The sequence below is a fragment of the Priestia sp. KCTC 13724 genome, assembly GCF_056820425.1.
The window spans coordinates 1-21,030 of the sequence record NZ_JBXDLD010000003.1 but is presented as its reverse complement, the minus strand read 5'-3'; the positions used below and the strand labels follow the sequence as shown (position 1 = coordinate 21,030).

The 21,030-nt window shown below is 38.2% G+C and carries 24 protein-coding genes and 2 pseudogenes; 12 read left to right on the top strand and 14 right to left on the bottom strand.

Annotation, left to right across the window (positions count from 1 at the left end):
• Nucleotide 1: 1 nt before the first annotated feature.
• On the bottom strand, nucleotides 2-898 hold the full coding sequence (gene gnd / locus AC1UFB_RS00450; RefSeq protein WP_025908649.1) for a phosphogluconate dehydrogenase (NAD(+)-dependent, decarboxylating): 897 nt from the start codon (nucleotides 896-898) through the stop codon (nucleotides 2-4).
• A gap of 148 nt (nucleotides 899-1,046) precedes the next feature.
• On the opposite strand from gnd, the gene AC1UFB_RS00445 reads away from it, so the two are divergent.
• Together AC1UFB_RS00445 and AC1UFB_RS00440 are read left to right on the top strand one after the other, a co-directional pair.
• Nucleotides 1,047-1,892: a MurR/RpiR family transcriptional regulator gene (locus AC1UFB_RS00445; protein WP_061786022.1), complete on the top strand. Its 846-nt coding sequence runs from the start codon at nucleotides 1,047-1,049 to the stop codon at nucleotides 1,890-1,892.
• 128 nt (nucleotides 1,893-2,020) lie between these two features.
• Nucleotides 2,021-2,494, top strand: coding sequence for a GNAT family N-acetyltransferase (locus AC1UFB_RS00440; protein ID WP_025908646.1), 474 nt, complete (start codon nucleotides 2,021-2,023; stop codon nucleotides 2,492-2,494).
• Nucleotides 2,495-2,537: 43 nt separating this feature from the next.
• On the opposite strand, the pseudogene AC1UFB_RS00435 reads toward AC1UFB_RS00440, so the two are convergent.
• Nucleotides 2,538-3,076, bottom strand: a pseudogene (locus AC1UFB_RS00435) (phosphatidylglycerophosphatase A family protein).
• 204 nt (nucleotides 3,077-3,280) lie between these two features.
• Here AC1UFB_RS00435 and AC1UFB_RS00430 point away from each other — a divergent pair.
• From AC1UFB_RS00430 to AC1UFB_RS00415, 4 genes are all read left to right on the top strand, one after another.
• Nucleotides 3,281-3,682: a hypothetical protein gene (locus AC1UFB_RS00430; protein ID WP_061786023.1), complete on the top strand. Its 402-nt coding sequence runs from the start codon at nucleotides 3,281-3,283 to the stop codon at nucleotides 3,680-3,682.
• Nucleotides 3,683-3,773: 91 nt separating this feature from the next.
• A complete protein-coding gene (locus tag AC1UFB_RS00425) occupies nucleotides 3,774-4,499 on the top strand; it encodes an alpha/beta hydrolase (RefSeq protein WP_100347998.1) in 726 nt (241 codons plus the stop codon).
• 82 nt (nucleotides 4,500-4,581) lie between these two features.
• Nucleotides 4,582-5,094 (top strand): YjcG family protein, encoded by a 513-nt coding sequence (locus AC1UFB_RS00420; RefSeq protein ID WP_025908642.1) that lies wholly within the window; start codon nucleotides 4,582-4,584, stop codon nucleotides 5,092-5,094.
• Between the two features lie 6 nt (nucleotides 5,095-5,100).
• Entirely contained in the window at nucleotides 5,101-5,523 is a 423-nt protein-coding gene (locus AC1UFB_RS00415) for a GNAT family N-acetyltransferase (protein WP_025908641.1), read from the top strand.
• Between the two features lie 98 nt (nucleotides 5,524-5,621).
• Here the strand turns inward: AC1UFB_RS00415 and AC1UFB_RS00410 are convergent.
• Nucleotides 5,622-6,920: pseudogene (locus AC1UFB_RS00410) on the bottom strand (spore germination protein).
• Nucleotides 6,921-7,052: 132 nt separating this feature from the next.
• Between AC1UFB_RS00410 and AC1UFB_RS00405 the strand changes: the two are divergent.
• The gene (locus AC1UFB_RS00405; RefSeq protein WP_100347999.1) at nucleotides 7,053-7,277 is read left to right on the top strand and encodes a YczF family membrane protein; all 225 of its coding nucleotides are present in this window, start codon (nucleotides 7,053-7,055) and stop codon (nucleotides 7,275-7,277) included.
• Nucleotides 7,278-7,402: 125 nt separating this feature from the next.
• Entirely contained in the window at nucleotides 7,403-8,080 is a 678-nt protein-coding gene (locus tag AC1UFB_RS00400) for a DUF421 domain-containing protein (RefSeq protein ID WP_025908636.1), read from the top strand.
• A gap of 65 nt (nucleotides 8,081-8,145) precedes the next feature.
• Here the strand turns inward: AC1UFB_RS00400 and AC1UFB_RS00395 are convergent, their stop codons facing one another.
• Complete coding sequence (locus AC1UFB_RS00395) at nucleotides 8,146-8,388, bottom strand: hypothetical protein (RefSeq protein WP_482588255.1); 243 nt, start codon at nucleotides 8,386-8,388, stop codon at nucleotides 8,146-8,148.
• A gap of 163 nt (nucleotides 8,389-8,551) precedes the next feature.
• On the opposite strand from AC1UFB_RS00395, the gene AC1UFB_RS00390 reads away from it, so the two are divergent.
• Nucleotides 8,552-10,861 carry a UvrD-helicase domain-containing protein gene (locus AC1UFB_RS00390; protein WP_076512613.1) on the top strand — a complete coding sequence of 770 codons (2,310 nt, stop codon included), beginning with the start codon at nucleotides 8,552-8,554 and terminating at the stop codon, nucleotides 10,859-10,861.
• A gap of 41 nt (nucleotides 10,862-10,902) precedes the next feature.
• Here AC1UFB_RS00390 and spoVIF read toward each other — a convergent pair whose 3' ends face one another.
• The 5 genes from spoVIF to AC1UFB_RS00365 form a co-directional block, all read right to left on the bottom strand.
• Nucleotides 10,903-11,163, bottom strand: coding sequence for a sporulation-specific transcription regulator SpoVIF (gene spoVIF / locus AC1UFB_RS00385; RefSeq protein WP_025908120.1), 261 nt, complete (start codon nucleotides 11,161-11,163; stop codon nucleotides 10,903-10,905).
• 219 nt (nucleotides 11,164-11,382) lie between these two features.
• On the bottom strand, nucleotides 11,383-11,502 hold the full coding sequence (locus tag AC1UFB_RS00380; RefSeq protein ID WP_076512614.1) for a YjcZ family sporulation protein: 120 nt from the start codon (nucleotides 11,500-11,502) through the stop codon (nucleotides 11,383-11,385).
• An 82-nt stretch (nucleotides 11,503-11,584) separates the two neighbouring features.
• Complete coding sequence (locus tag AC1UFB_RS00375; protein WP_025908121.1) at nucleotides 11,585-11,764, bottom strand: hypothetical protein; 180 nt, start codon at nucleotides 11,762-11,764, stop codon at nucleotides 11,585-11,587.
• A 70-nt stretch (nucleotides 11,765-11,834) separates the two neighbouring features.
• Nucleotides 11,835-11,993, bottom strand: a complete 159-nt coding sequence (locus AC1UFB_RS00370; protein ID WP_167556173.1) for a hypothetical protein — start codon at nucleotides 11,991-11,993, stop codon at nucleotides 11,835-11,837.
• Between the two features lie 70 nt (nucleotides 11,994-12,063).
• Nucleotides 12,064-12,513, bottom strand: a complete 450-nt coding sequence (locus tag AC1UFB_RS00365; protein WP_100348000.1) for a hypothetical protein — start codon at nucleotides 12,511-12,513, stop codon at nucleotides 12,064-12,066.
• Nucleotides 12,514-12,764: 251 nt separating this feature from the next.
• Between AC1UFB_RS00365 and AC1UFB_RS00360 the strand changes: the two genes are divergently transcribed.
• Both AC1UFB_RS00360 and AC1UFB_RS00355 read left to right on the top strand, forming a co-directional pair.
• On the top strand, nucleotides 12,765-13,529 hold the full coding sequence (locus AC1UFB_RS00360) for a BMQ_0737 family morphogenetic spore coat protein (RefSeq protein WP_100348001.1): 765 nt from the start codon (nucleotides 12,765-12,767) through the stop codon (nucleotides 13,527-13,529).
• Nucleotides 13,530-13,636: 107 nt separating this feature from the next.
• On the top strand, nucleotides 13,637-14,494 hold the full coding sequence (locus tag AC1UFB_RS00355; protein ID WP_326046358.1) for a hypothetical protein: 858 nt from the start codon (nucleotides 13,637-13,639) through the stop codon (nucleotides 14,492-14,494).
• A gap of 46 nt (nucleotides 14,495-14,540) precedes the next feature.
• Here the strand turns inward: AC1UFB_RS00355 and AC1UFB_RS00350 are convergent, their stop codons facing one another.
• The 5 genes from AC1UFB_RS00350 to mgtE all read right to left on the bottom strand — a co-directional run bounded on the left by AC1UFB_RS00350 (nucleotide 14,541) and on the right by mgtE (nucleotide 20,004).
• Nucleotides 14,541-14,876 (bottom strand): DUF1360 domain-containing protein, encoded by a 336-nt coding sequence (locus AC1UFB_RS00350; protein WP_100348003.1) that lies wholly within the window; start codon nucleotides 14,874-14,876, stop codon nucleotides 14,541-14,543.
• A 63-nt stretch (nucleotides 14,877-14,939) separates the two neighbouring features.
• A complete protein-coding gene (locus AC1UFB_RS00345) occupies nucleotides 14,940-15,413 on the bottom strand; it encodes a CotO family spore coat protein (protein ID WP_025908126.1) in 474 nt (157 codons plus the stop codon).
• Nucleotides 15,414-15,542: 129 nt separating this feature from the next.
• Complete coding sequence (fabI, locus tag AC1UFB_RS00340) at nucleotides 15,543-16,325, bottom strand: enoyl-ACP reductase FabI (protein WP_061785620.1); 783 nt, start codon at nucleotides 16,323-16,325, stop codon at nucleotides 15,543-15,545.
• Nucleotides 16,326-16,658: 333 nt separating this feature from the next.
• Nucleotides 16,659-18,518, bottom strand: a complete 1,860-nt coding sequence (locus AC1UFB_RS00335; protein ID WP_482588250.1) for a monovalent cation:proton antiporter family protein — start codon at nucleotides 18,516-18,518, stop codon at nucleotides 16,659-16,661.
• A gap of 109 nt (nucleotides 18,519-18,627) precedes the next feature.
• Nucleotides 18,628-20,004 (bottom strand): magnesium transporter, encoded by a 1,377-nt coding sequence (mgtE, locus tag AC1UFB_RS00330; RefSeq protein ID WP_318757735.1) that lies wholly within the window; start codon nucleotides 20,002-20,004, stop codon nucleotides 18,628-18,630.
• Nucleotides 20,005-20,225: 221 nt separating this feature from the next.
• Here mgtE and prpE point away from each other — a divergent pair, with 221 nt between their 5' ends.
• Nucleotides 20,226-20,960 carry a bis(5'-nucleosyl)-tetraphosphatase PrpE gene (gene prpE, locus AC1UFB_RS00325; protein ID WP_100348005.1) on the top strand — a complete coding sequence of 245 codons (735 nt, stop codon included), beginning with the start codon at nucleotides 20,226-20,228 and terminating at the stop codon, nucleotides 20,958-20,960.
• Nucleotides 20,961-21,030 lie beyond the last annotated feature (70 nt).

Here is a 21,030-nt window from a genome sequence, read left to right as displayed (position 1 = left end):
ATTATTTCTTAACTGTGCTATGTCCTCCGAACTCGTTGCGAAGAGCCGCTACTACTTTCCCCGTAAACGTATCTTCCTCTAATGAACGATAGCGCATCATTAAGGATAGTGCAATAACAGGTGTTGGTGCTTGTAAATCAAGCGCTTCTTCAACCGTCCATTTCCCTTCACCAGAAGATTGCATAACCCCTCTAATTTCATCTAGTTTTGGATCTTTCGAGAACGCATTCTCCGTTAGTTCCATTAACCATGAACGAATAACTGATCCGTTGTTCCAAACGCGCGCTACTTTTTCGTAATCGTAGTCGAATTGGCTTTTCTCAAGTACTTCAAATCCTTCAGCAATTGCTTGCATCATGCCGTATTCGATACCGTTATGAACCATTTTTAAGTAGTGGCCACTTCCGCATTCACCAGCGTACAGGTAGCCGTTTTCTACACAGATATCTTGGAATAATGGCTCGATTGTGCTGAATACTTCTTTGTCTCCACCAATCATTGTACATGCTCCGTTTCGAGCACCTTCCATACCACCGCTTGTACCTACGTCAAAGAAGAAGATTCCTTTTTCTTTTAAGTCGTTTCCGCGACGTACAGATTCTTTATAGTTAGAGTTACCGCCGTCAATTACAATATCTCCTTCATTTAATAAACCTTTAAGTTGCACTAGCGTTTGTTCTGTTGCATCTCCTGCTGGAACCATTACCCAAACAATTTTTGGAGATGGTAGCTTTTCAATTACTTGCTCTAATGAATCAAACGCTTCTACGCCTTCACCATTCATTTTTGTTACTGCTTCTTTATTTAAGTCGAATGCTACGACATTGTGATTGTGGTCACGCAAATTTAATGCTAAATTGTAACCCATTTTTCCTAAACCTACTAAACCTAATTTCATGATGTATGTCCTCCAGAAAAAAATTTTCTTGTCTATTCACTATTATACGAAATTTTTTTCATAACCGCAAACGATTACAAGAAAATTTTTTTCGTTAATTATTCTATGCTATACTATCTTTACAAATATTCTGAAAGGAAATTAGTTTATGACGCAAAACTGCTTAGGAAACATTCGGTCTCATTATGCTCGCTTTAGCGATAAGGAAAAGAAAATCGCGAATTATATTTTAGAACACCCAGAAGATATTATTCATAGCACCATTAATGAAGTTGCTGATAACCTAAACGTTGCGGATGCGACGGTTTTCCGCTTTTGTAAACGAATCGGCTTTAAAGGCTATCAAGCTATGAAAATTTCTTTAGCAGCTGAAATTATGACGCCTATTCAGCAAATCCATGAAGAGATTACTGAGGATGATAATGAACGCGTCATTGCTGAAAAAATTTTCCGTTCAAATATTCGAACGCTCGAAAACACGCTTCAAATTTTAGATAAAGACGCGATTGAAAAAGCAACTCGCCTCCTGCAGCAAGCAAAGAAAGTCTACTTTTACGGTACGGGTGGATCGGCTATTATCGCGATGGATGCTTACCATAAATTTGTTCGAACGGGTACAGAAGTGTTTGCGTTTATCGACTCTCACTTTCAGCTCATGTCGGCATCCCAATTAACGAAACATGATGTGGCGGTCATTATCTCTCATTCAGGTACAAATAAAGATACGTTAAACATTTTAAATACGGCTAAGCAGCACGGTGCGAAAACCATTGGCATCACGGGCTTTCCAAAGTCACCACTTAGTCAAAATGTAGACGTTTCCCTGTATACAAGCTCTGAAGAAACGGAATATCGTTCCGAAGCCCTCGCTTCTCGCATCGGCCAATTAAGCTTAATTGACGCTCTTTACGTCAACATTATGATTGCCAACAAAGAAAAAGCAAAGCACTCTTTAGAAAAAGTACGAGACGCTATCTCAGAAACGCGTATTTAAAAGCCTGTGATATAATAACGCAGGCTTTTTAACATTCCTTCTTTTTTTTCATATGCTATAAGTATTCACGCTCAGTGGGCTTTTGACTAGTGGTATGCAAACTGATAAAAAAGCAGGTGAAACGAAAAATGGAAATCGTCTACCGAACAGCAAGAATAGATGATTATCAAGGCGTTAATGCGGTTTTAAAAGAATCTTTGGAGCTTCACGCCCACGCTTTACCCTCTTTATTTAGCACAGACCATATCGTTATTTCGTATGAACAGTATCAGGCCATCCTCTACTACAACTCCACCGACATTCTAATTGCTGAATACAACGGGCGTATCATCGGCGCTTCCGTTGTTGAGCTAAAATACTCCCCTCCTGTTAACGATCAATCTTTCATGTATACTGCCTACATTCAATATTTTGGTGTTAAAAAAGAGTGGAATAACTATGGAATTGGAAAAAAGCTATTTCATCGAACAAAAGAATGGGGACGTAAAAAAGGGGCAAGTGAGCTTCAACTGACCGTGTGGGCTTTTAATCAAAAAGCCCAATCCTTTTACGAGAAGCTTGGTCTTAGCTCTCTTAGTCACCTTCTTTCTACAAAACTCTAACAAAAAAAGCGAGATGCATGTTCTCGCTTTTTTTATGAAATGATTATCGTTTCTCTAGAGATTCTTGGTAGCTTTCTAGCTCGTCTCGCTGCCGATGAGCCAAGCGGCTTGCTGCGCTTGAAGCAACGCTCGCAATTAAATCATCTAAGAACGTATGAACTTTATGCTCATTCTCTTTTTTACAATCTAGCTTTTTAATGACGCCTACTTTTACCTTGTCCAGATAACCAAATGTCGTCACAGCAATGCTTCCATATGTAAGGACTGCCCCTAAAGCAATGGTTTCATCAACGCCAAATAGCCCTTCATCTTGCTCTACAATGCTTTGAAGAGGTTCTGAGAGCTTGCCTCGTTCCGCTAATTTATCTAGTTCAATACTAAAAGCGCATGCTGAATTTCACGTTTTTGCAAAACACGCTCAACGCTTTCTGCACACTGTTGAATGGTTAGGTCTGGGTGATAAGGCAGCTGAAGGTCATACACAATCTCTGCAATATCAAATACTGAAACGCCTCTTTCTTCCAATAAACCCAGCGTCGCTGCCGTTACTTCTTTACTTGTTGGGATTTTTTTTGATGTCATCTTCTCCCTCTCCTTTGTCTAATGATGTACATGCCACTTATCTTCAATAGTTCTACACATTCAGTCAAAATCCTTTTTCACTAGGGCCTCCACCACACACAAATATGCGAACCTGCCTATTAATTGGTATAATTATTTTATTGATTGAAAGAAAAAGGAGGGACAGCGCAAAATCAGTCCTTTAGGTATTGGTTACGCACCAGCATGTCACAACACGAAGAAGAATATAAGCCGAAAAAGCTCGGGAAAATTATTTTACTAGCAGCGATTGTCATCACAGCATTGTTTTTCATTAGTCAGATTATCTTTTTACTTATCTCAGGATTTAGCAGCAATAAAGACGAAGTTGCGTTTTTCGCTGGGAATCATTACTCCATTATCCGTGAAGATGATACGTATCGCTTGTATGATAAAAAGACGAAGAATGTCATTTTGGATAACGTGAATGGCTATTACTCGAACAACGCTGTGTATAGCTATATTAAAAATGAAGAAGAATATGTCGTTATTAACGAACAAGAAGAAGAGTACATTATTCGTGAGATTGATCCAAGCAACTCCCAAGAAAAAGAGCTGTTTGAAAAGTTTACGCCATTGTCTAAATAAGAGACGATGGCTTTCTCTTTATCCTACCTAGCTTAAATATGCTACAATAAAGGTAGCGTTTTCATTCACTATCAGTATAGGAGTCGATATCATGTCAGAAAGCAAACGTCATTTAGAAGAACTATCTTTTTACAGCGAATCACTTCAAGAAGACGTAACGCTGCTTGTGTATTTACCTTCAAACTATTCAACGCTGTATAAATACTCACTGCTTATCGCGCAAGATGGGAAGGATTATGTCATGTACGGTCGAGCTCCTCGCTTAATTGATGAGCTTATGAAAGAATCTACTATCGATCGCACCATTTTTGTTGGTATCCCTTATAAAGATCCGTCCGAACGTCGTGAAAAATATCATCCGAACGGCTCACAGAACGAAGCATATATTCGCTTTTTAGCTCATGAACTCATTCCGTTTCTCGATGATAAATATCCTACTTATCAAATGGGGAAAACCCGAACGCTAATTGGGGATTCGTTAGCTGCGACTGTTTCCTTAGTAACAGCCATTCAATACCCAAATACATTCGGCAACGTTATTATGCATTCACCGTTTGTAAATGAAGATGTCTTAAAGGCTGTAAACGAATTTTCAACTCCTTCTCTGCTTGATTTATATCACGTCATCGGCACACAAGAAACAGCTGTAAAAACAACAAAAGACGGCGTATTAAATTTTATTGAGCCGAACCGACAGCTTCATGAAGCAATGAAGTCTAAGGGCTATGCGGTCTTTTACGATGAATTTGATGGCAATCATACGTGGAAATATTGGCAGAAAGATATTAAACGTTCACTTGAGATGATGCTTCGCTAGAAAGATGTCGCATTGTCGGAAAATTTGTTATACTAAACAAATGATATACATATTTTAAATCATTTATGTTGGAGGGATTTTTATGAAATTTGGCGTTGTTCTTTTTCCATCAAAAAAACTGCAAGATGTAGCGAACTCTTACCGAAAGCGCTACGATCCTCATTATTCATTAATTGCACCACATTTAACGGTAAAAGAAGTATTTGAAGCTTCAGAAACTGAAATTGAGCATATCGCTGCTCAGCTTCGTCAAGTTGCAAAAGATGCTAAGCCATTCACGCTAAACGTAACCAAAGTTAGTTCATTCTCTCCTGTGAACAATGTGATTTATTTAAAAGTCGAACAAAAAGCAGAACTAACGGCTCTTTACAATATGCTACACGAAGGGCAACTTAAACAGCCGACTGAATACACGTTTATTCCACATATCACAATTGGTCAAAGACTTTCAGATGATGAGCATTTAGATGTATACAGTCAGCTTAAATTAGTAGACGTTGCGCACGAAGAAGTTATCGATCGCTTTCACTTAATGTACCAATTAGAAAATGACACGTGGACGGTCTTTGAAACATTTAGATTTGGAAAGGAATAAAGATGTATGGAAATTAAAGTAGTAGCAACAAAAGACGAGCGGGAAGATGCGTACTATGTAAGAATGAAGGTCTTCGTCGAGGAACAAAAGGTCGATGTGGAAGAAGAAATCGATCAATACGAAGAAGAAGCAACGCATATCGTTGTGTATGATGAAGGTAAGCCAGTAGGAGCCGGTCGCCTACGCGTAGTTGATGGCTACGGTAAAATGGAGCGTATTTGCGTCATGCCTTCACATAGAAAAGCAGGTGTTGGTAAACTTATTATGAGCAAAATGGAAAGCCTAGCTGTAGATAAAGGCTTATCCAAACTCAAGCTCCATGGCCAAACTCATGCCGAAGGCTTCTATGAAAAGCTCGGATACGTAACGGTTTCAGGTGAATTTATGGATGCTGGCATTCCACATGTGGAAATGGTTAAAAAGCTGTAAAAACGTGTTTTATTATAGTCAAAACAAAAAGCGTGTTGCCTATAAGCAGCGCGCTTTTTGTTTGCGTCATTTTTAATTTAATGATGGCTAGCATTATTTTAAGCCTGTTTGCTAGAGAATTTCTTTCGGTTTCTTAGAAATGCGACAAAAAGAAGCACCAGCGGAATGACTACAAAAAGAGGGATATGTAAAACCTTTATTACTATTGTTAACCCTTCTTGAAGATGCTCTTGAACATTGCTTGCACTCATAATGGATATAAATAAAATAGTGATGCCAAAAGGATAAGAAAGGCGTGAAGGGGATTCAACTTTAAATAAACTTGCTGCACCTAGCATAAATAAAAAGCGAATTGATCGAGCTGAAATAGCCATCTCAAAAGCTGGATTCGCAAAGCTAGCTATAGCTGTAATTGAAACAACAATAACCATAGCTGGAGCAATTAGCGAAATAAGAAACATAAAGATTCGTAATAAACGAATAGATGTTGCAATGTCAAAGCGAGCATAGTAGTCTTCTGGAGATTGGAAGAACTGCATAAAAATAGCCGGAACGATTAATATAAAAGGTGTTCCATCTACAAAAATAGCTATTCATCCTTCTGATAAATTTCCCGCTACTACATCTGGTCTTTCCGTATTATAAACGGTAGGAAACGGCATCAGTGTTTGATCTTCAATAAACTGTTCAATATATCCCGATTCAAGGATACTATCGATATCGATTTCTTTCAGCCTGTTGCGCATTTCTTGAATAATTTCTTCTTTCACGACGCTGTTTATGTACATTAGATTGACCTTGGTTTTCGTTATACAACCTATTTTTAAAGACTCCGTCCGTAAGTCAGGACTCTTAATAATCCGCCTTACCAGTGCTAGATTTACTCCTATAGACTCTGTAAACGCAGCTTTTGGACCACGAACAACCATTTCAGTAGTCGATTCAGAAATAGCTCGAGTTTCTCCCCCAGCAGCACTGGCGCTTAGCACTTTATTTATCCCATCTACTAGTAATTGTGTCACCTGTTGTTAAGGATAAAAACACATCTTCCCACTTATTAATAACCGATAAATCATCAATAGTTACGATACTTTCCGAAATGACGTCTAAAGCATTATTTACAGTTATATTTGTTTTGCTCGGCTCTTTGGTTATAGAATCAAGTAAAGAATCTTGAATAGATTGATTGTCTACAATTCCTTCTATATAAATAATTGCAACTTCTATCTCCAAATTCAGCCCTAATTTTAAATGTCGAACAACTATATCCGAACTGTCACCCATTTTCTGTGCGATGTACTGACGGTTTGCTTCTAGAGAAGATTCTACACAAGAATTAGAATCATTGGCCGTATGCGAATTCTTTTGTTTTTTTGTTTCTTAAAGAACGAAGGCATGAAATGAAACACCTTTCTTTTTATTTCTATTATCTTAACCTTACAGGGATTTCTTATGTGAGATTTTGCATTTTATATCTTTTTATAAATTGAGATAAAAAGGGAAAGTTACTTAAATAGAGTGTGTAAGCGATGAAAATTATAGGTATTGCTTTTCTAGTGTTAAGCTGTTTAATAATATTTTCCTTGGTTATTGATATTTCTCAACAATTCACTATTCATGAGGCGCTAAACAATGCCATAAGTCCATTTCGCGTAATGGGCATTGGAGAAATTTTTGCTCTTTGGTTTCTTGTCTTTCTTTTTTTTGTCCAAGCATTTTATTTCTCCTGGAAGGACAAACGCAAAAAGAAGTAGGTACGCCTTCATGTAGATACAAGTAAAAATCCTCTTTGGATACATGGCTTTTTCATGTCAAATTTCATTGGATAAAAGAGCATTTATCTTTCCATACTAATAAATAAATATGGAAACAAGGTGAAATAATGGAATTTATAAGAATTGCTTCAGAGTTATTTGTAGGCTTTATTTGCTTGTTTTTTTTGACGAAATTATTGGGGCGTGCGACCATCACACAGCTCACAACGTTTGATTTCATTTCAGCGCTTGTGCTAGGTGAACTGGTTGGAAACGCGCTATATGATTCTGAAATAGGTATTGGAAGGATTGTATTTGCTGTAGCTGTTTGGGGCGCACTCATTTACTTTACGGAAGTTATTACACAAAAAAATATTCCTTTTCGTTTGTTTCTAGAAGGACGACCTTCCATTATTATTCGGAATGGGAAGGTTTCTTACAAAGAGCTGCAGCGTAATCGATTAGATATTGATCAACTATTGCACATGCTCCGCTCTAAGAACGCTTTCTCTATTCGTGAAGTAGCATATGCCATCTTAGAAACGGACGGCACAATGAGCGTTTTATTAAAATCAGACTATGCTGCTCCTACCAAAGGTGATTTTCAATTACCTGTTACACAACCGACTCTTCCAATTGCCTTTATCAGTGACGGCCGTATTTTGACTAAAAATTTAACGGAGTCAGGCTTTACAGAGGAATGGTTACATCAAGAAATCGGAAAGCAAGGAATTCCTAGTGTTAAACAAGTATTATACGCAGAATGGCAGCAAGGCGATGCACTTTTTATTCAAAAGTATTAGCGTTTGTTAATACAGAATAAAAGCATCGCCTTCTTTTTTTTTTTAGATTAACACAACGAGAATGTTTAGGCTTTCTCGTTGATATACGTTCCTTTTGGAACATCTTGCTCAATGAATTGTGGAGCTTTTCTATGCTGATAGCGCACGTAGTTGTTTATGGAAGATAAAGGTAATGTAGAGTTTCGTTTATTTTGTAAGCTCGCAATTGGTTGGACATTTTGCACGGTTAGCGGCGTGTTGTTTTTCAGCTGACTTTTTTGCGCATATTGAATCGATTGATACGGTGTAATAGGTAAGATATAACCCATATTCTCTCCTCCTTTTATAGGTTTTTTCCCGTTTTAACAAGAGATATTCGACATTTTACATAAACAGTTGTTTCACCTTCTACCTATTCGACAGTCATTTGAATATGGTATGATAGTCTTTAGCTGTTTTAACCGAAATGAAACGACAAAGGAGGTCAGCGGTATGCAAACTGCTCTACGTAACGGGAAGAATATTACACTGGACACATTAGGTCGCAACCAGTTTCAACTGATTTATGAAGCAGGAATTCGAAATGAATTAACTTGTGCTCATTGTAAGGAACCCGTTCATCTTGCAATTGGAATCCATCGAGCTCCATATTTTTATCATCGTAACGCTCCTCACGAACGCTCAGAGTGTATGAAACCATCTCCCAAAAAACAACCCGTTTCTGTGCTGGCTTCAAGTGCAAGCTATGAAGAACAAGGAGGATTTCGGATTCCAAAAGGCAGAGCAATTGGGAAAAACGAAGTAAAAAATGAGCCTCAGTGGAAAAATTCTACTTTTTTCACCCCAATTCCTGCTTTTTCAGCATCAAAAGCGGAAGTGAAAGAAACGAATTCACCCTACTTTCATACATTGAAAGAACATCAAATTACGTTAGATACAAATCAGTGGAGCTCAGTTACTCACTCTGAAGGACCTCTTCTAATTTTAGCCGGGGCAGGAAGTGGAAAAACAAGAGTCTTAACCGCTCGTACTGCTTATATGATTCAAGAGCATAAAATTGATCCGCGTTCAATTATGCTCGTAACGTTTACATCAAAAGCAGCAAAAGAAATGAAAGACCGTTTAGCATCTTACCCTGGAATATCACCATCAATTATTAGGCAGATGCTCGTCGGTACATTTCATAGTATTTTCCTTCGGATGGTTGTTCATCATTCGCCTGAGTCTTGGCAAATGAATCGATTGTTAAAATGGGATTGGCAAAAAGAACAGATTTTAAAAGAAGCAGGCCGAGAAATAAATCTGGATGAAAAAGATTTCCCATTTGATCAAGCCATTCAACAGATCAGCTATTGGAAAAACACGCTTTTGGGTGTGAAAGATGTTCGCCCTGTTAGCCAGTGGGAAGAGCAAGTTCACCATTTGTATGTTCACTACGAACAAACAAAACAAACGCAAGGGCTGTTTGATTTTGATGACATGCTAGACGGTTGCTATCAAATGCTTAGAGATAACCCTGAGCTGCTTGTTCGTTATCAAAAGCGATTCCGATACTTTCTAATTGATGAATTTCAAGATATTAATAAAGTTCAGTATGCTATTATGAAAATGCTAAGCGCAGATTCTAAAAATTTATGCGTTGTAGGTGATGATGATCAGTCCATCTATGCGTTTCGTGGCAGTGACCCAAGCTTTATCTTAAATTTCGAAAAGGATTTTCCTGGAACGAAAAAAGTAACGCTTCATCAAAACTACCGCTCTGCTCATTCGATTGTGTCAGCCGCCAATAAGGTCATTGAGCGCAATACGGAGCGTCATACAAAAAATATGAAGGCACAGTTTCACCATGATCATGTGCCAACCTTTTTCTTCCCTTATGATGAAGAAGAAGAAGCCACAATGATTGTGCGAGATATAAAAGAAAAGGTTCAAGCAGGTGCGTCCCCTTCTGACTTTTCTATTTTATACCGTACTCATGCTTCTTCACGTGCGGTTTTTGAACGGCTGTCCCAGTCAAACCTTCCGTTCACCATTGAGCAAGATGCAGATTCATTTTATGAACGTCGGATTGTGAGAACGATGCTTGCTTTTTTACGTCTTAGCTTAGATCCAAACGATAATCAGTCGCTTACTAGTATCGTACAGGCACTATTTTTAAAGAAAACCATCTTAAATGACTTAAAAGCAATGAGCATTTTAAATGACGTATCATTTGTCGAAGCGCTTGGTCACCTAAAGGATTTAAAGCCGTTTCAACAAAAAAAGTTACAAAAGATTATTCCGTTGTTTTCAAGCTTAAAAAAGATGAAGCCTGTTAATGCCATTGAAACCATTTCAAAAGATATGGGCTTTGATGATTTTGTCAAAAAGCGTGGAAATGAAGGAAATGCCATGGAAAAAGGATCAGACGACGTTCGAGACTTAAGAGTTGTTGCACGTAAATTTTCAACTGTCCAAGAACTGCTTGACCACGCAGATCATATGATTGGCATGAACAAAGAAATGAAGGTTTTAAGTAAGCAGTTTAATGAGAGCGTTCATTTAACAACCATTCACCGTGCTAAGGGCCTTGAATATAAGCACGTATATGTTTTAGGTAATGTAGATGGCGGTATTCCTCATGACTACGCGCTGGAAGCGTATCGAAACGGTGAGATTGGTGCATTGGAAGAAGAAAGACGCTTACTCTATGTAGCGATGACGCGAGCAAAAGTATCCTTATACCTATCAGTTTTACAAACACGACGAGGAAAAACAGCGTACCCTTCTCGCTTTTTAAAACCTTTTTTAAAAGCATATTAGTCATTGAATAATAAAGAGCCGGGGAGTCCCCGGCTCTTTATTTATTTCTTCTTCTCATTCAGCATTTTAGAAATGGTACTAAAGTCAATGGACTGATTATTGCTAGCAAGTGCTTTGACAATCTGATCTTCTTTTTGTTTTGAAATTGGTTTATTTGCAATTTGAGCTACACGTTTGACAATATTGCGTACGGTTTGTTCATCTTTAAAGTTTGCATTTTGTACGGAGTTCGCTAGCTCGAAAATATCCTTCATATTAACGCCTGTTTTCTTTTCAATGTTCTTAAACATATTGTTATCCATTTACATTGCCTCCTTTGGCATATAAAGCTTATGAAACCAAATTGCCTCTAGCCGCCATATTGTGTGAGAAGAAGCGGTTCTGTACGGAATACTCTATCGTATGCAGCAGCTGCCCAGATGGTGACCACTTTCAATCGACGGTTTGTGAGGTACACTATCAAAACAAAGTACGAGTGAACGTTCACTCGTACTTTTCTTTACTATATTCAGTAGAAGGGATTAGTTGTAACAAGCACAACCAATGATAACTAATAAAATAAATAGTACTACAATTAACGCAAAACCACCGCCGTAACCACCACCGTAGCCACAGCCATATCCGCTGTATCCAAAGCCCATAATTACACCCCCTCTGTCCTTCTTCTCTATACAATATGTGAAGCGGAATGGATTGGCATGGGCTTTTGGTCAAGAAATATTTTCATTGTCCAAATGGGTCATCATTATACAAATCATCAATTTGCTTTTCTTGCTTTTGTAATTGACGCTCGTGCTTTTCAAACTGGTGAGATAACTTTTCTACTTCATCCATCTTCTTTTCATGAGAACCAATAATTTGCTCTTCAAAAAACTTCTCTAATTGCTCAAAAAAATCTGCCATGGCATTCACCTCCTTCTATACTATGTATAGAAAGAAAAAAAGTACTGCCAAGATAGGCAGCACTAATGACTTAACGCTTCGGTAATTTAGCTCCGCAGCCACAGCCACCTTGCTTTGGCATTGGCTTTTGCACAGGCTTTGAAGGATATTTTACTGCTTTTTTCATCACCGGCTGCTGATAGTAATGAGGGTGCAGGTGAGGGTATGCTTGATTTTGATTATAATACATCCTATGGTCCCTCCTTTTCACAAAATGCAATCTATGACATTATATTCAGTTTCCAGCAAGAAGTTCAGTATTATTTGTCCATTTTACGCTGCAGCTTTAAAAACAAGTCCTGATTGCTAATTTCACGCTCACGGCTCGCCGACTGCTGCCTCACCTTATGCCTTTGAACGCCACTTAGCTTTTGCTGAAGTTCACTGAGCCCTTGATCAATCGTTTTATCAAATGATGGGTGTGCATTTACAACTTCCTTCTGTTTTGCAGGTTCTTTTGGCTTTACAGCTTCTTTTGCTTCTATCTTTGACTGCGCTTTTTTCTCCTGCTCTTTTTGTTCGTTGATCATTGCTTTTAACCAATCAATTTCTTCAACTAGCTTTTTATTTTTCTCTTTATAACTCTCTAAGTCTTCCCGAAGTTCTTCGTAATTTAGCTCTTCACTCTTATATTTTTGATATTCTTCCTTATAGAACTCTAATTCAGCTTTTAAACTTGCAATATATTCTCTTACTTTTACTTCAGCCACAGCGCTTCACTCCTCCATGTCAGCTAGTTACTCATAAAATTTCTTTCTAGATGAATAACACAATTTCTTAATATGAATATGCTGTAAGTGAGTTTATTATTTCCTTCAAATTTTATGCATGCAGCGAACTTTTCTAAATTCCGCTTTTGTCACGGTCACACAAAACCGGGTCATTCATACACTATAGTAGTCCGATACCTAGTTAACGAACAGCATAAAGGAAGGACAATTACGATTAGGAGGTAAAAAGAATGGGAGAACATTTAGAGTCATTATGTATTCGCGTTCCTAAAATATATGATTGGGTGAAACGTGAGGTAACACAAAACAGATCATTTATTCCAGATCAAATTGATTTTCCAGATTCAATTGATCCAATTTGTGAAACATATGGTCCAACAGCAGAAGTTCAAGCAGTTTTAACAGATGAGGAAGGTAATCCAATCGACCTTTCCGATGACGATGCAATCAACTCAGTAATTGAAATTGCACCTTTCGGCAAACGTCGTACGCGCAAAATCGTATTACCAGACGGTGAGTTTGTAAAACTTCAAGAAGTACGCTTATCAATCAGTGGATTCTACCGCGTAAAGTTAACAAACATTACAAACTTCTGTAACACTACAGGTGTACCACCTTGTGTGTTATCTGATGATACGTACACTTGGTCAACAGTGCAAACATTCTATCTATGTGCACCAGAAGGAACGTACCCAGTTGTACATTTAGACAACTTTGATGGTATTGGAAATGTACTTTGCAGTGACGACAATGAATTTGAAGGCGTAGACTTAGAACTATTTATTTGCTTAAGCGTTCAAATGGAAAGAGATGTAAAAATCGAAGTTGAAGGAAGCTACTGCTACCCTCGCCCTGAAATTTTAGACAAATTAGGATGTGGCCCAGTTTACAATCCACCAACATGCGATGACATCTTCCCAGGTAGACATCACTACCATCACGGTCACGACCATGATCACGATGATGATCACGGCGGAGAATACGAATTCGAATAAGTCAATGCATAATCAGAGGAGAATTTTTCTCCTCTTTTTTCATTGATAGTTATTACTTCGCATACATATGTAATATTGATAGCTACGTTACGAAAGGAGATTAAATGATGTCCCCTTCACCTAAAGATGATTCCATGCTGATGCGTCAAAAGCTCATTCACTATAAATCCGAACTAAAAAACTATGAAAACCAAATTAGACAGCTTGAGAGAGCATTAGATCGCGAGAAAGAAAACTCTTTATTTTGGAAGAACAAACATGCCGAAGCCTATTCAATCAATGATAAAGACACGGAATTAGAAGAACTTGAAAAAGAGCTGTATCAGCTTAAAAATGAGTACTCAGAGCAAGCCATTATCATTGAGTCTTTAAAAGAAAGAATTTCGCGCAAGCAACCTATTATTGAAGAAAAAGTCGTGGAAAAAATTATTGAAAAACCTGTTGAAAAAGTCGTGGAAAAGCGTGTAGAAGTAAAAGTTGATCGATTTCAAGCAACCGACGTCATCAGCTATTTTCAGCATTCTGTGTTAATGCCCACTCCAGACGAAGAAGAAATGATGATTTTAGGCAATGCTGTGGTTATGAATCAAACAGGCAAACCGCTTGTTTCACCTGTTATTTGCTTAAAAGTAAAGCCGCAGGAAAACGTATCGCTAACAGGAAAAGTCGTGGATGAAAGTGAAATTGAGGCCTCAAACCTTCCAGCATCAGCGCTTCAATGGCAGTATGCCCACCCAAAATGGCGAGAAAAAATAAAGCAAGATGGCGAATACTGGATCAGGCCCACTCGTTCTGCCCAGCTAGCACCCAATCAGCCAATGCGTTTTGAATCGTTTCAGCTTCTCATTCCAAAAGAATTAAACTCATCTTTTGTCATTGTAGAAGGATATTTTTACAGTGAGGAGTGGAAGCAAGGCATTCCTTTCCTCAATAAAATCGTGCTTACTCTTCCAACAGAAGAATAAAAAAACAATCGGCTGTAAGTCGATTGTTTTTTCTATGCCCGTCCATTTATTTCATAAATGATTCAACAATCCCTGCACACCCGGCAATCGCTAAAACAATAATTGCAGGAATTGCAATCTGCGGAAAAAACGTATAGCCTGCATAAACCGCGATTGCACACCACATGCCCGTACACCAATAGCAGCTTAAGAGTTCTCCAATCCACTTTCTAAGCCCTTTTCCTTTTACCGTTAAGTAAGTAATCTCATTTCCTTGTTCATCAGGCTCTGTAACCATTTCATGAAACGGCTTACGAATAAATCCTGTAATCTTATCAAATACAATCAGCCTTGTGAGGCGAAACGTAGCAAAAACGAATAAAAATAAATAAATCCAGGTCATTTTAAACCCACCTTTACTGAAAAAAGCTAACAAGAAAAATTCATTTGTTAGCTTTTTACTTCTTTAAATCTTAACAATTGAAATCGTTACGATATCTTTGACAGGCACCCGATTCGGCTTATCATGTGGAGGAGCTAAAATTGATACTTCACCGTCTACAAATTCCACAATTGTTCCGATAAACGAATTTCCTTCTACACTTATTTCACAAATTGGCTGCGACATATGTTTTGGAAACCCACATAGAAAATTAAGTTTTTCACTAATGTTCATATATTGAAATGCTTTATTTGGTTTTTTTTGCTCTTTCTGTTTATGAACATTTGCAGGTAACCCAGCTTTCTCAGGTTTAACTTCCTGTGACTTTACGTCTTCAATTGGTGAGAAAGTTGGTTCTTCTTTTAAGGGCTCCTGCTCTTTTTCATTTTGCTTCGAGCTATAAAAATATTGCATAGATCTTGTTGTTTGTGCTTGGTTCGGCTGCACAATGTACATTAAAGGCTCGTTGTCTTCGGACCTTGAGCGAGAGTCAGTCATGAAGCATACCTCCCATTGCTTGTTATCGTTCTCTTAAAAATGTATGCTTGCTTGCTAGAAAACTTGTTTCTTTTTTTATAACGACACAAAAAAAGAGCGCTACATGCCGTAGCGCTCTTACAAGAACGATTAACGTCCGATAATATGGAAACCAGAATCCACGTGTATGTTTTCACCTGTAATTCCACGTGATAAATCACTGAATAAGAATGTTGCCGTATCGCCAACTTCTTCTGGAGTCGTTGTGCGACGAAGCGGTGCACGCTCTTCAATTTGTTTTAAAATTGAGTTAAAGTCGCTAATTCCTTTTGCAGATAACGTACGAATTGGTCCTGCAGAAATTGAGTTAACACGAATACCGTGCTGACCTAAGTCTGAAGCTAAGTATCTTACGCTAGCATCTAAAGAAGCTTTGGCTACGCCCATTACGTTATAGTTCTGAACAACGCGCTCTCCACCTAGATAAGTTAGTGTTACGATGCTTCCGCCTTCTGTCATTAGTTCTTTTGCTTCACGAGCAACAGCCGTAAGTGAATATGAGCTGATATTGTGAGCTAAAAGGAAACCATCTCGAGATGTATCTACAAAATTACCGTCTAAATCTTCGCGATTTGCAAACGCGATACAATGTGCTACGCCGTGAATATGGCCTACTTCTTCTTTAATTTTTGTGAAACATGCTTTAATATCTTCATCTTGTGTTACGTCACAAGGTAATACAAGCGTATCTTCACGCTCTAATGAAGCTGCAAGATCGCGAACGTTCTTCTCTAAGCGTTCTCCCGCATATGTAAATACTAAACGTGCGCCTGCTTCGTGCAGTGAGCGAGCAATACCCCATGCAATGCTTCGTTTATTTGCTACTCCCATAACAACAAATGTGCGATTCTCTAAGGATAAGCTTTTTAACATCTTTTAATATCCTCCTACTTATTACAAGTTATTAGTACCTGGTATTAATATAAGTATAACATAGAAAGAGCAAAAAAAGCTATCATTTATATAGACAAAGAGACTGAAGCTTGGTGAAGTGCTTGCTTCTGAAAAGAGGAAGCTAAATCCTTCTCACTGCGCTACTGGGTCTCAGTCTTTCCTATCGTTCGCGCAGGAGTCACGTATCTTATGCTCCATTTCACTTTTCTTTAAACGTGGTTTCCGAATCAAAAAATCCGAACAATTGAGAGTTACCTCTTAATTGTTCGGATAAATTATTGACTAGGTTACTTCCATCTAAGTCTTGTTTCACTAACGAATTTTATATTCCAACAGCATTTTCAGCTCGTTTACATATGAGCGTGATCCCGTTACAATCAGCCGGTCATCTAACGCTAGTTCCGTATCACCGTGAGGAACGATGGAGTCTTTACCTCTAAAGATACGAACAAAGATGACATCACCCGTAAATGGGAATTTACGAAGTTCTACTCCCTGATATTTTGGGTTACGCATATTGATTTGATAAAGAGCCGACTCTTGGTTTGTTAAGATATTTAAAACCGTCGGTGACTCAATTAACGCTTTTAATAGTGCTGTTGTTGACAATAGTACGGAGAAGACTTCCACTTGGTTTGCTTTTAGCTTTTCATCGAGCTCTGGCGTTTCAACACGCGCAATGACTCGACCTGTCCCATATTCTTTGGCAGCTAATGCAATCGATGTATTGCGCTCTTCTTCTCCTGTTGTAACAACGAGTACATCCGTATCTAAAATACCTTGTTTTTGTAGATATTCTACATCATAAGATTCAATATCATTAATATTAAAAACAGAGTCAGACGTACGGTTATCCAACTTTTCATTCGACGTATGATAAATCGTTACGTCATACATATTTAAATCAAGATCACGAATTACTGGTAGGGTAAATTGATTCGCACCAAGCATGTTAATCTTAAGTTTCTTCTCATTGATTACTGGCTTTGGAAACAGCTTTCTAAAGACGATTGGCGTAATAATACACGTAATGACCGCTACTAGAATGAGGGCTCCTGACATCTGTGAATCAATGACACCAATGTTTTCACCAACCGTAGCTGCTGCAATAACAAGTGAAAGCGTTGATGTTAATAAAAAGCCTGATGCTAACACTGTTTTTGTATCGTACCAAATGCGCATAATCATTACTGGTAACAGCTTTGATAACAATAAAGCTAAAAGCAGTAAAGGCATTAGAATAAGTACTTTTGAATCTCCAAACAGCGACCAAACATCAAGGTCTACCCCAACCATTACGAAAAAGATAGGGATTAAAAAGCCATATCCGAAGGAATCTAGTTTATGCACAAGATTCTTATCTGGAGCAAGCAGTGATACAAGTACGCCGGCTAAAAACGCTCCTAAGATATTTTCCGCTCCAATTGATTCAGAAAGTCCCACTAGGATAATAATAAGCGCAAATACTGCTCGCGTATCAATCTGAACCGTTCCTTTAGACATCGTTTCAAGGAAAGAACGATGCTTAAACTGCTTACCGATAAAGTAGAATAGAACACCGGCAGCAAATAGAATAAGCAGTAGCCATGTGTTTCCTCCTCCCGATTCTGCATAAATTGATGCAAAAACAGCAAGAAGAATCATCGTCACAAGGTCTGCAATAACAGCAATTAGTAGGATTGTTTGCCCAATGGACTTTTTCATAATTTGGGCATCCTTTAAGGTTGGAACAACAACTCCAAGTGAAATGGTTGAAATAATAAGCGTCATTAGAAACGCGTTGTCAATAAATCCTGTCCAGACAAAAATATAGGATAATAACAAGGAAACAGCAAAAATAGCAAGAAATACAATGGTTGATACAGCAAACGAATTCGGAATCGTTTTACCAGATTTCGTCTTTTCCTTTTTTTGTCCACCTGCAAATGCAGAAAAATCAATTTCTAGCCCGCTTAAAAACATTAAAAAGATAAATCCGAGGGTAGACAACGTCTCTAACCACATATCTTGTTGAACTAAATCAAATCCACTTTTCCCGATAATTAACCCCATAATAATTTCAGCTACTACGACAGGGATAACGTTGAGTTTAAAGCGATGAAGTAGAATTGGTGTTAAAAAAGCGACTGTAATTACGATGACAAGAGAGGTTACGGATGCATGATGTTCCATCTACTTTTCCCTCCTTTTCCTTCACTTGCTTAGTATAATAAATGCATATTAAGCTAGTGTTAAATTTGAATGTCAAGCATAAAAGGGAATGCTCAATCTGTCAACAACTCTATTTTAAATAACCCATAAAAGTTGTCGCTAATCCGAAATAAATTAAAATACTAATAAGATCATTAATCGTCGTAATAAACGGTCCAGATGCTACCGCAGGGTCAATCTTCAAACGATGCATAAATAGCGGAATAAATGCGCCTGTTAACGTTGCAACAATCAGCGTAGCAAATACAGAAATACCAACTAACGCTCCAAGAATAAAATCACCTTGCCATACATATACAACTAGCGTTACGGCAATACCACAGGAACCTCCTGTAATGACACCTGTTAAAGCTTCTCGAACGAGTAGCTTTAGCTTTCCTTCTTCCTGAATTTCCCCTGTTGCGATACCACGAACAGCTACCGCTAATGCTTGAGTACCCGTGTTTCCAGCCATCCCACCAATCAGAGGAATAAAGATTGCTAAGATGGCTACTTGGTTTAATGTGTCTTCAAAGCGGCCAATTAAGCTTGCCGTCATCATCCCTAAGAATAGAAGAATAATCAGCCAAGGCAATCGCTTTTTAGCTGCGCCGAACGGACTGTTCCCCGCCGTATCGTCCACGTCGCTAATACCCGCAAGTTTGGAATAATCGTCAGATGCTTCTTCGTCCATTACATCAATTACATCATCGACGGTAATGATTCCGAGAAGGTGCTGCTGAAAGTCTACTACCGGTAATGCCAGGAAATTATAGTCCCTCATAATTCGAGCAACTTCTTCTTGGTCTTCCGCAACAGAAACCGCTACAACACGTTCACTCATAACATCACTAATCATCGTTTCTTCATCTGCAACAATTAAGTCTCTTAACGAAATAACGCCTACCAAATGCTTTTGTTCATCCACAACAAACGTATAATAAATCGTTTCAGCTCCGGGAGCTTCTCTCCTTAAAATTTGCATCGCAGAGCGAACCGTTTGGTTTGCTTTAATAGCGATAAATTCTGTGGTCATGATACTACCGGCCGTGTACTCTTCATAGTGAAGCAGTTCTTTAATTTCATCCGCTGCTTCTTCATCCATAATGGTTAAATAGCTCGCTACTTGCTCTTTATCTAGTTCGTTTAAAACGTCAACGGCGTCATCCGTTGACATCTCAGCTAGCATATCAGCAGCAAACATTGGATGCATCTCTGAAAGTAAATCTTGATAGTCTTCTTCCGGTACTTCTACTTGTTCGAAAATATTAGCCATTTCTTCTGGTGAAAGCATTTCATAGAGCGCAAATCGCAAATCTTCGTCTAGCTCTTCAAAAAACTGGCCTTGATCATATGGATGCATATCTAGAAATTCTTCTCGAAACGCATCAATTTCATTTTCTTTGAGCAAGTTAATTAATTGCTCCTGAAGTCTCTTTTGCTCTTCTCTTTCCATTGATTCAGTCATAAACATTTCCTCCTCTCAGAACAAAACTTCTCTTACTTTATTATGAAATGAACTAGATTTCAACTCATAACTCGTAGTAAAATTTTAAAAACTTCTGTTTATCTAATTATTATGTGATAAATCTTATCGATAGTTTGCACAATATAGAATGAAATTTCTACACCCTAAAAGGTTTATTTTTCAAACGATACGAAATTCATTGGAAAAGAGCGTGAAGAAATGTGAAGCTAGACATAATTGGAGATATTCATGGCTGCTACGATGAGCTTGTGGAATTAACAACTAAACTGGGCTATAGCTGGACCTCTTCCTACCCTGCCCATCCAGAAAAGAGGCATTTAGCCTTTGTAGGAGACTTGATGGACCGAGGACCTCACTCCTTAAAAGTAATCGAGCTTGTTTGGAATCTTGTCGTCAAACAAAAAAAAGCGTATTACTGTCCTGGAAACCACTGCAATAAGCTTTATCGATTTTTCAAAGGAAATAAGGTCCAAATTAAGCATGGGTTAGAAACAACCGTAGCTGAATATAATGACCTCTCCCAAGCACAGCAGCAAGAAATCAAACATAAGTTCATGGAACTTTATAAGAATGCCCCTCTTTATGTTCACTTAAAACAAGAACAGCTTGTTATTGCACACGCTGGAATTCGGGCAGACTATATCGGACGAAACGACAAAAAAGTAAAAACATTCGTTTTATATGGAGACATTACTGGAGAAACACACCCAGATGGTTCACCTGTGCGCAATGACTGGGCTAAACACTACAATGGGACACCATTGATTGTTTACGGGCACACACCGATTAAATCTCCTAAGCTACGTAACAATACGATCAACATTGATACAGGAGCAGTATTTGGTGGCAAATTAACTGCGTTTCGCTACCCTGAAAAAGAGCTTGTTTCTGTTCCCTCTTCCATGCCTTATGTGGCTGAAAAGTTTAAAGAATAGCATAAGGGGCTGTCCAAAAAGTCAGTAAAAGCTGATTTTTTGACAGCCCTCTTTCTGGATTTTTTTTTGA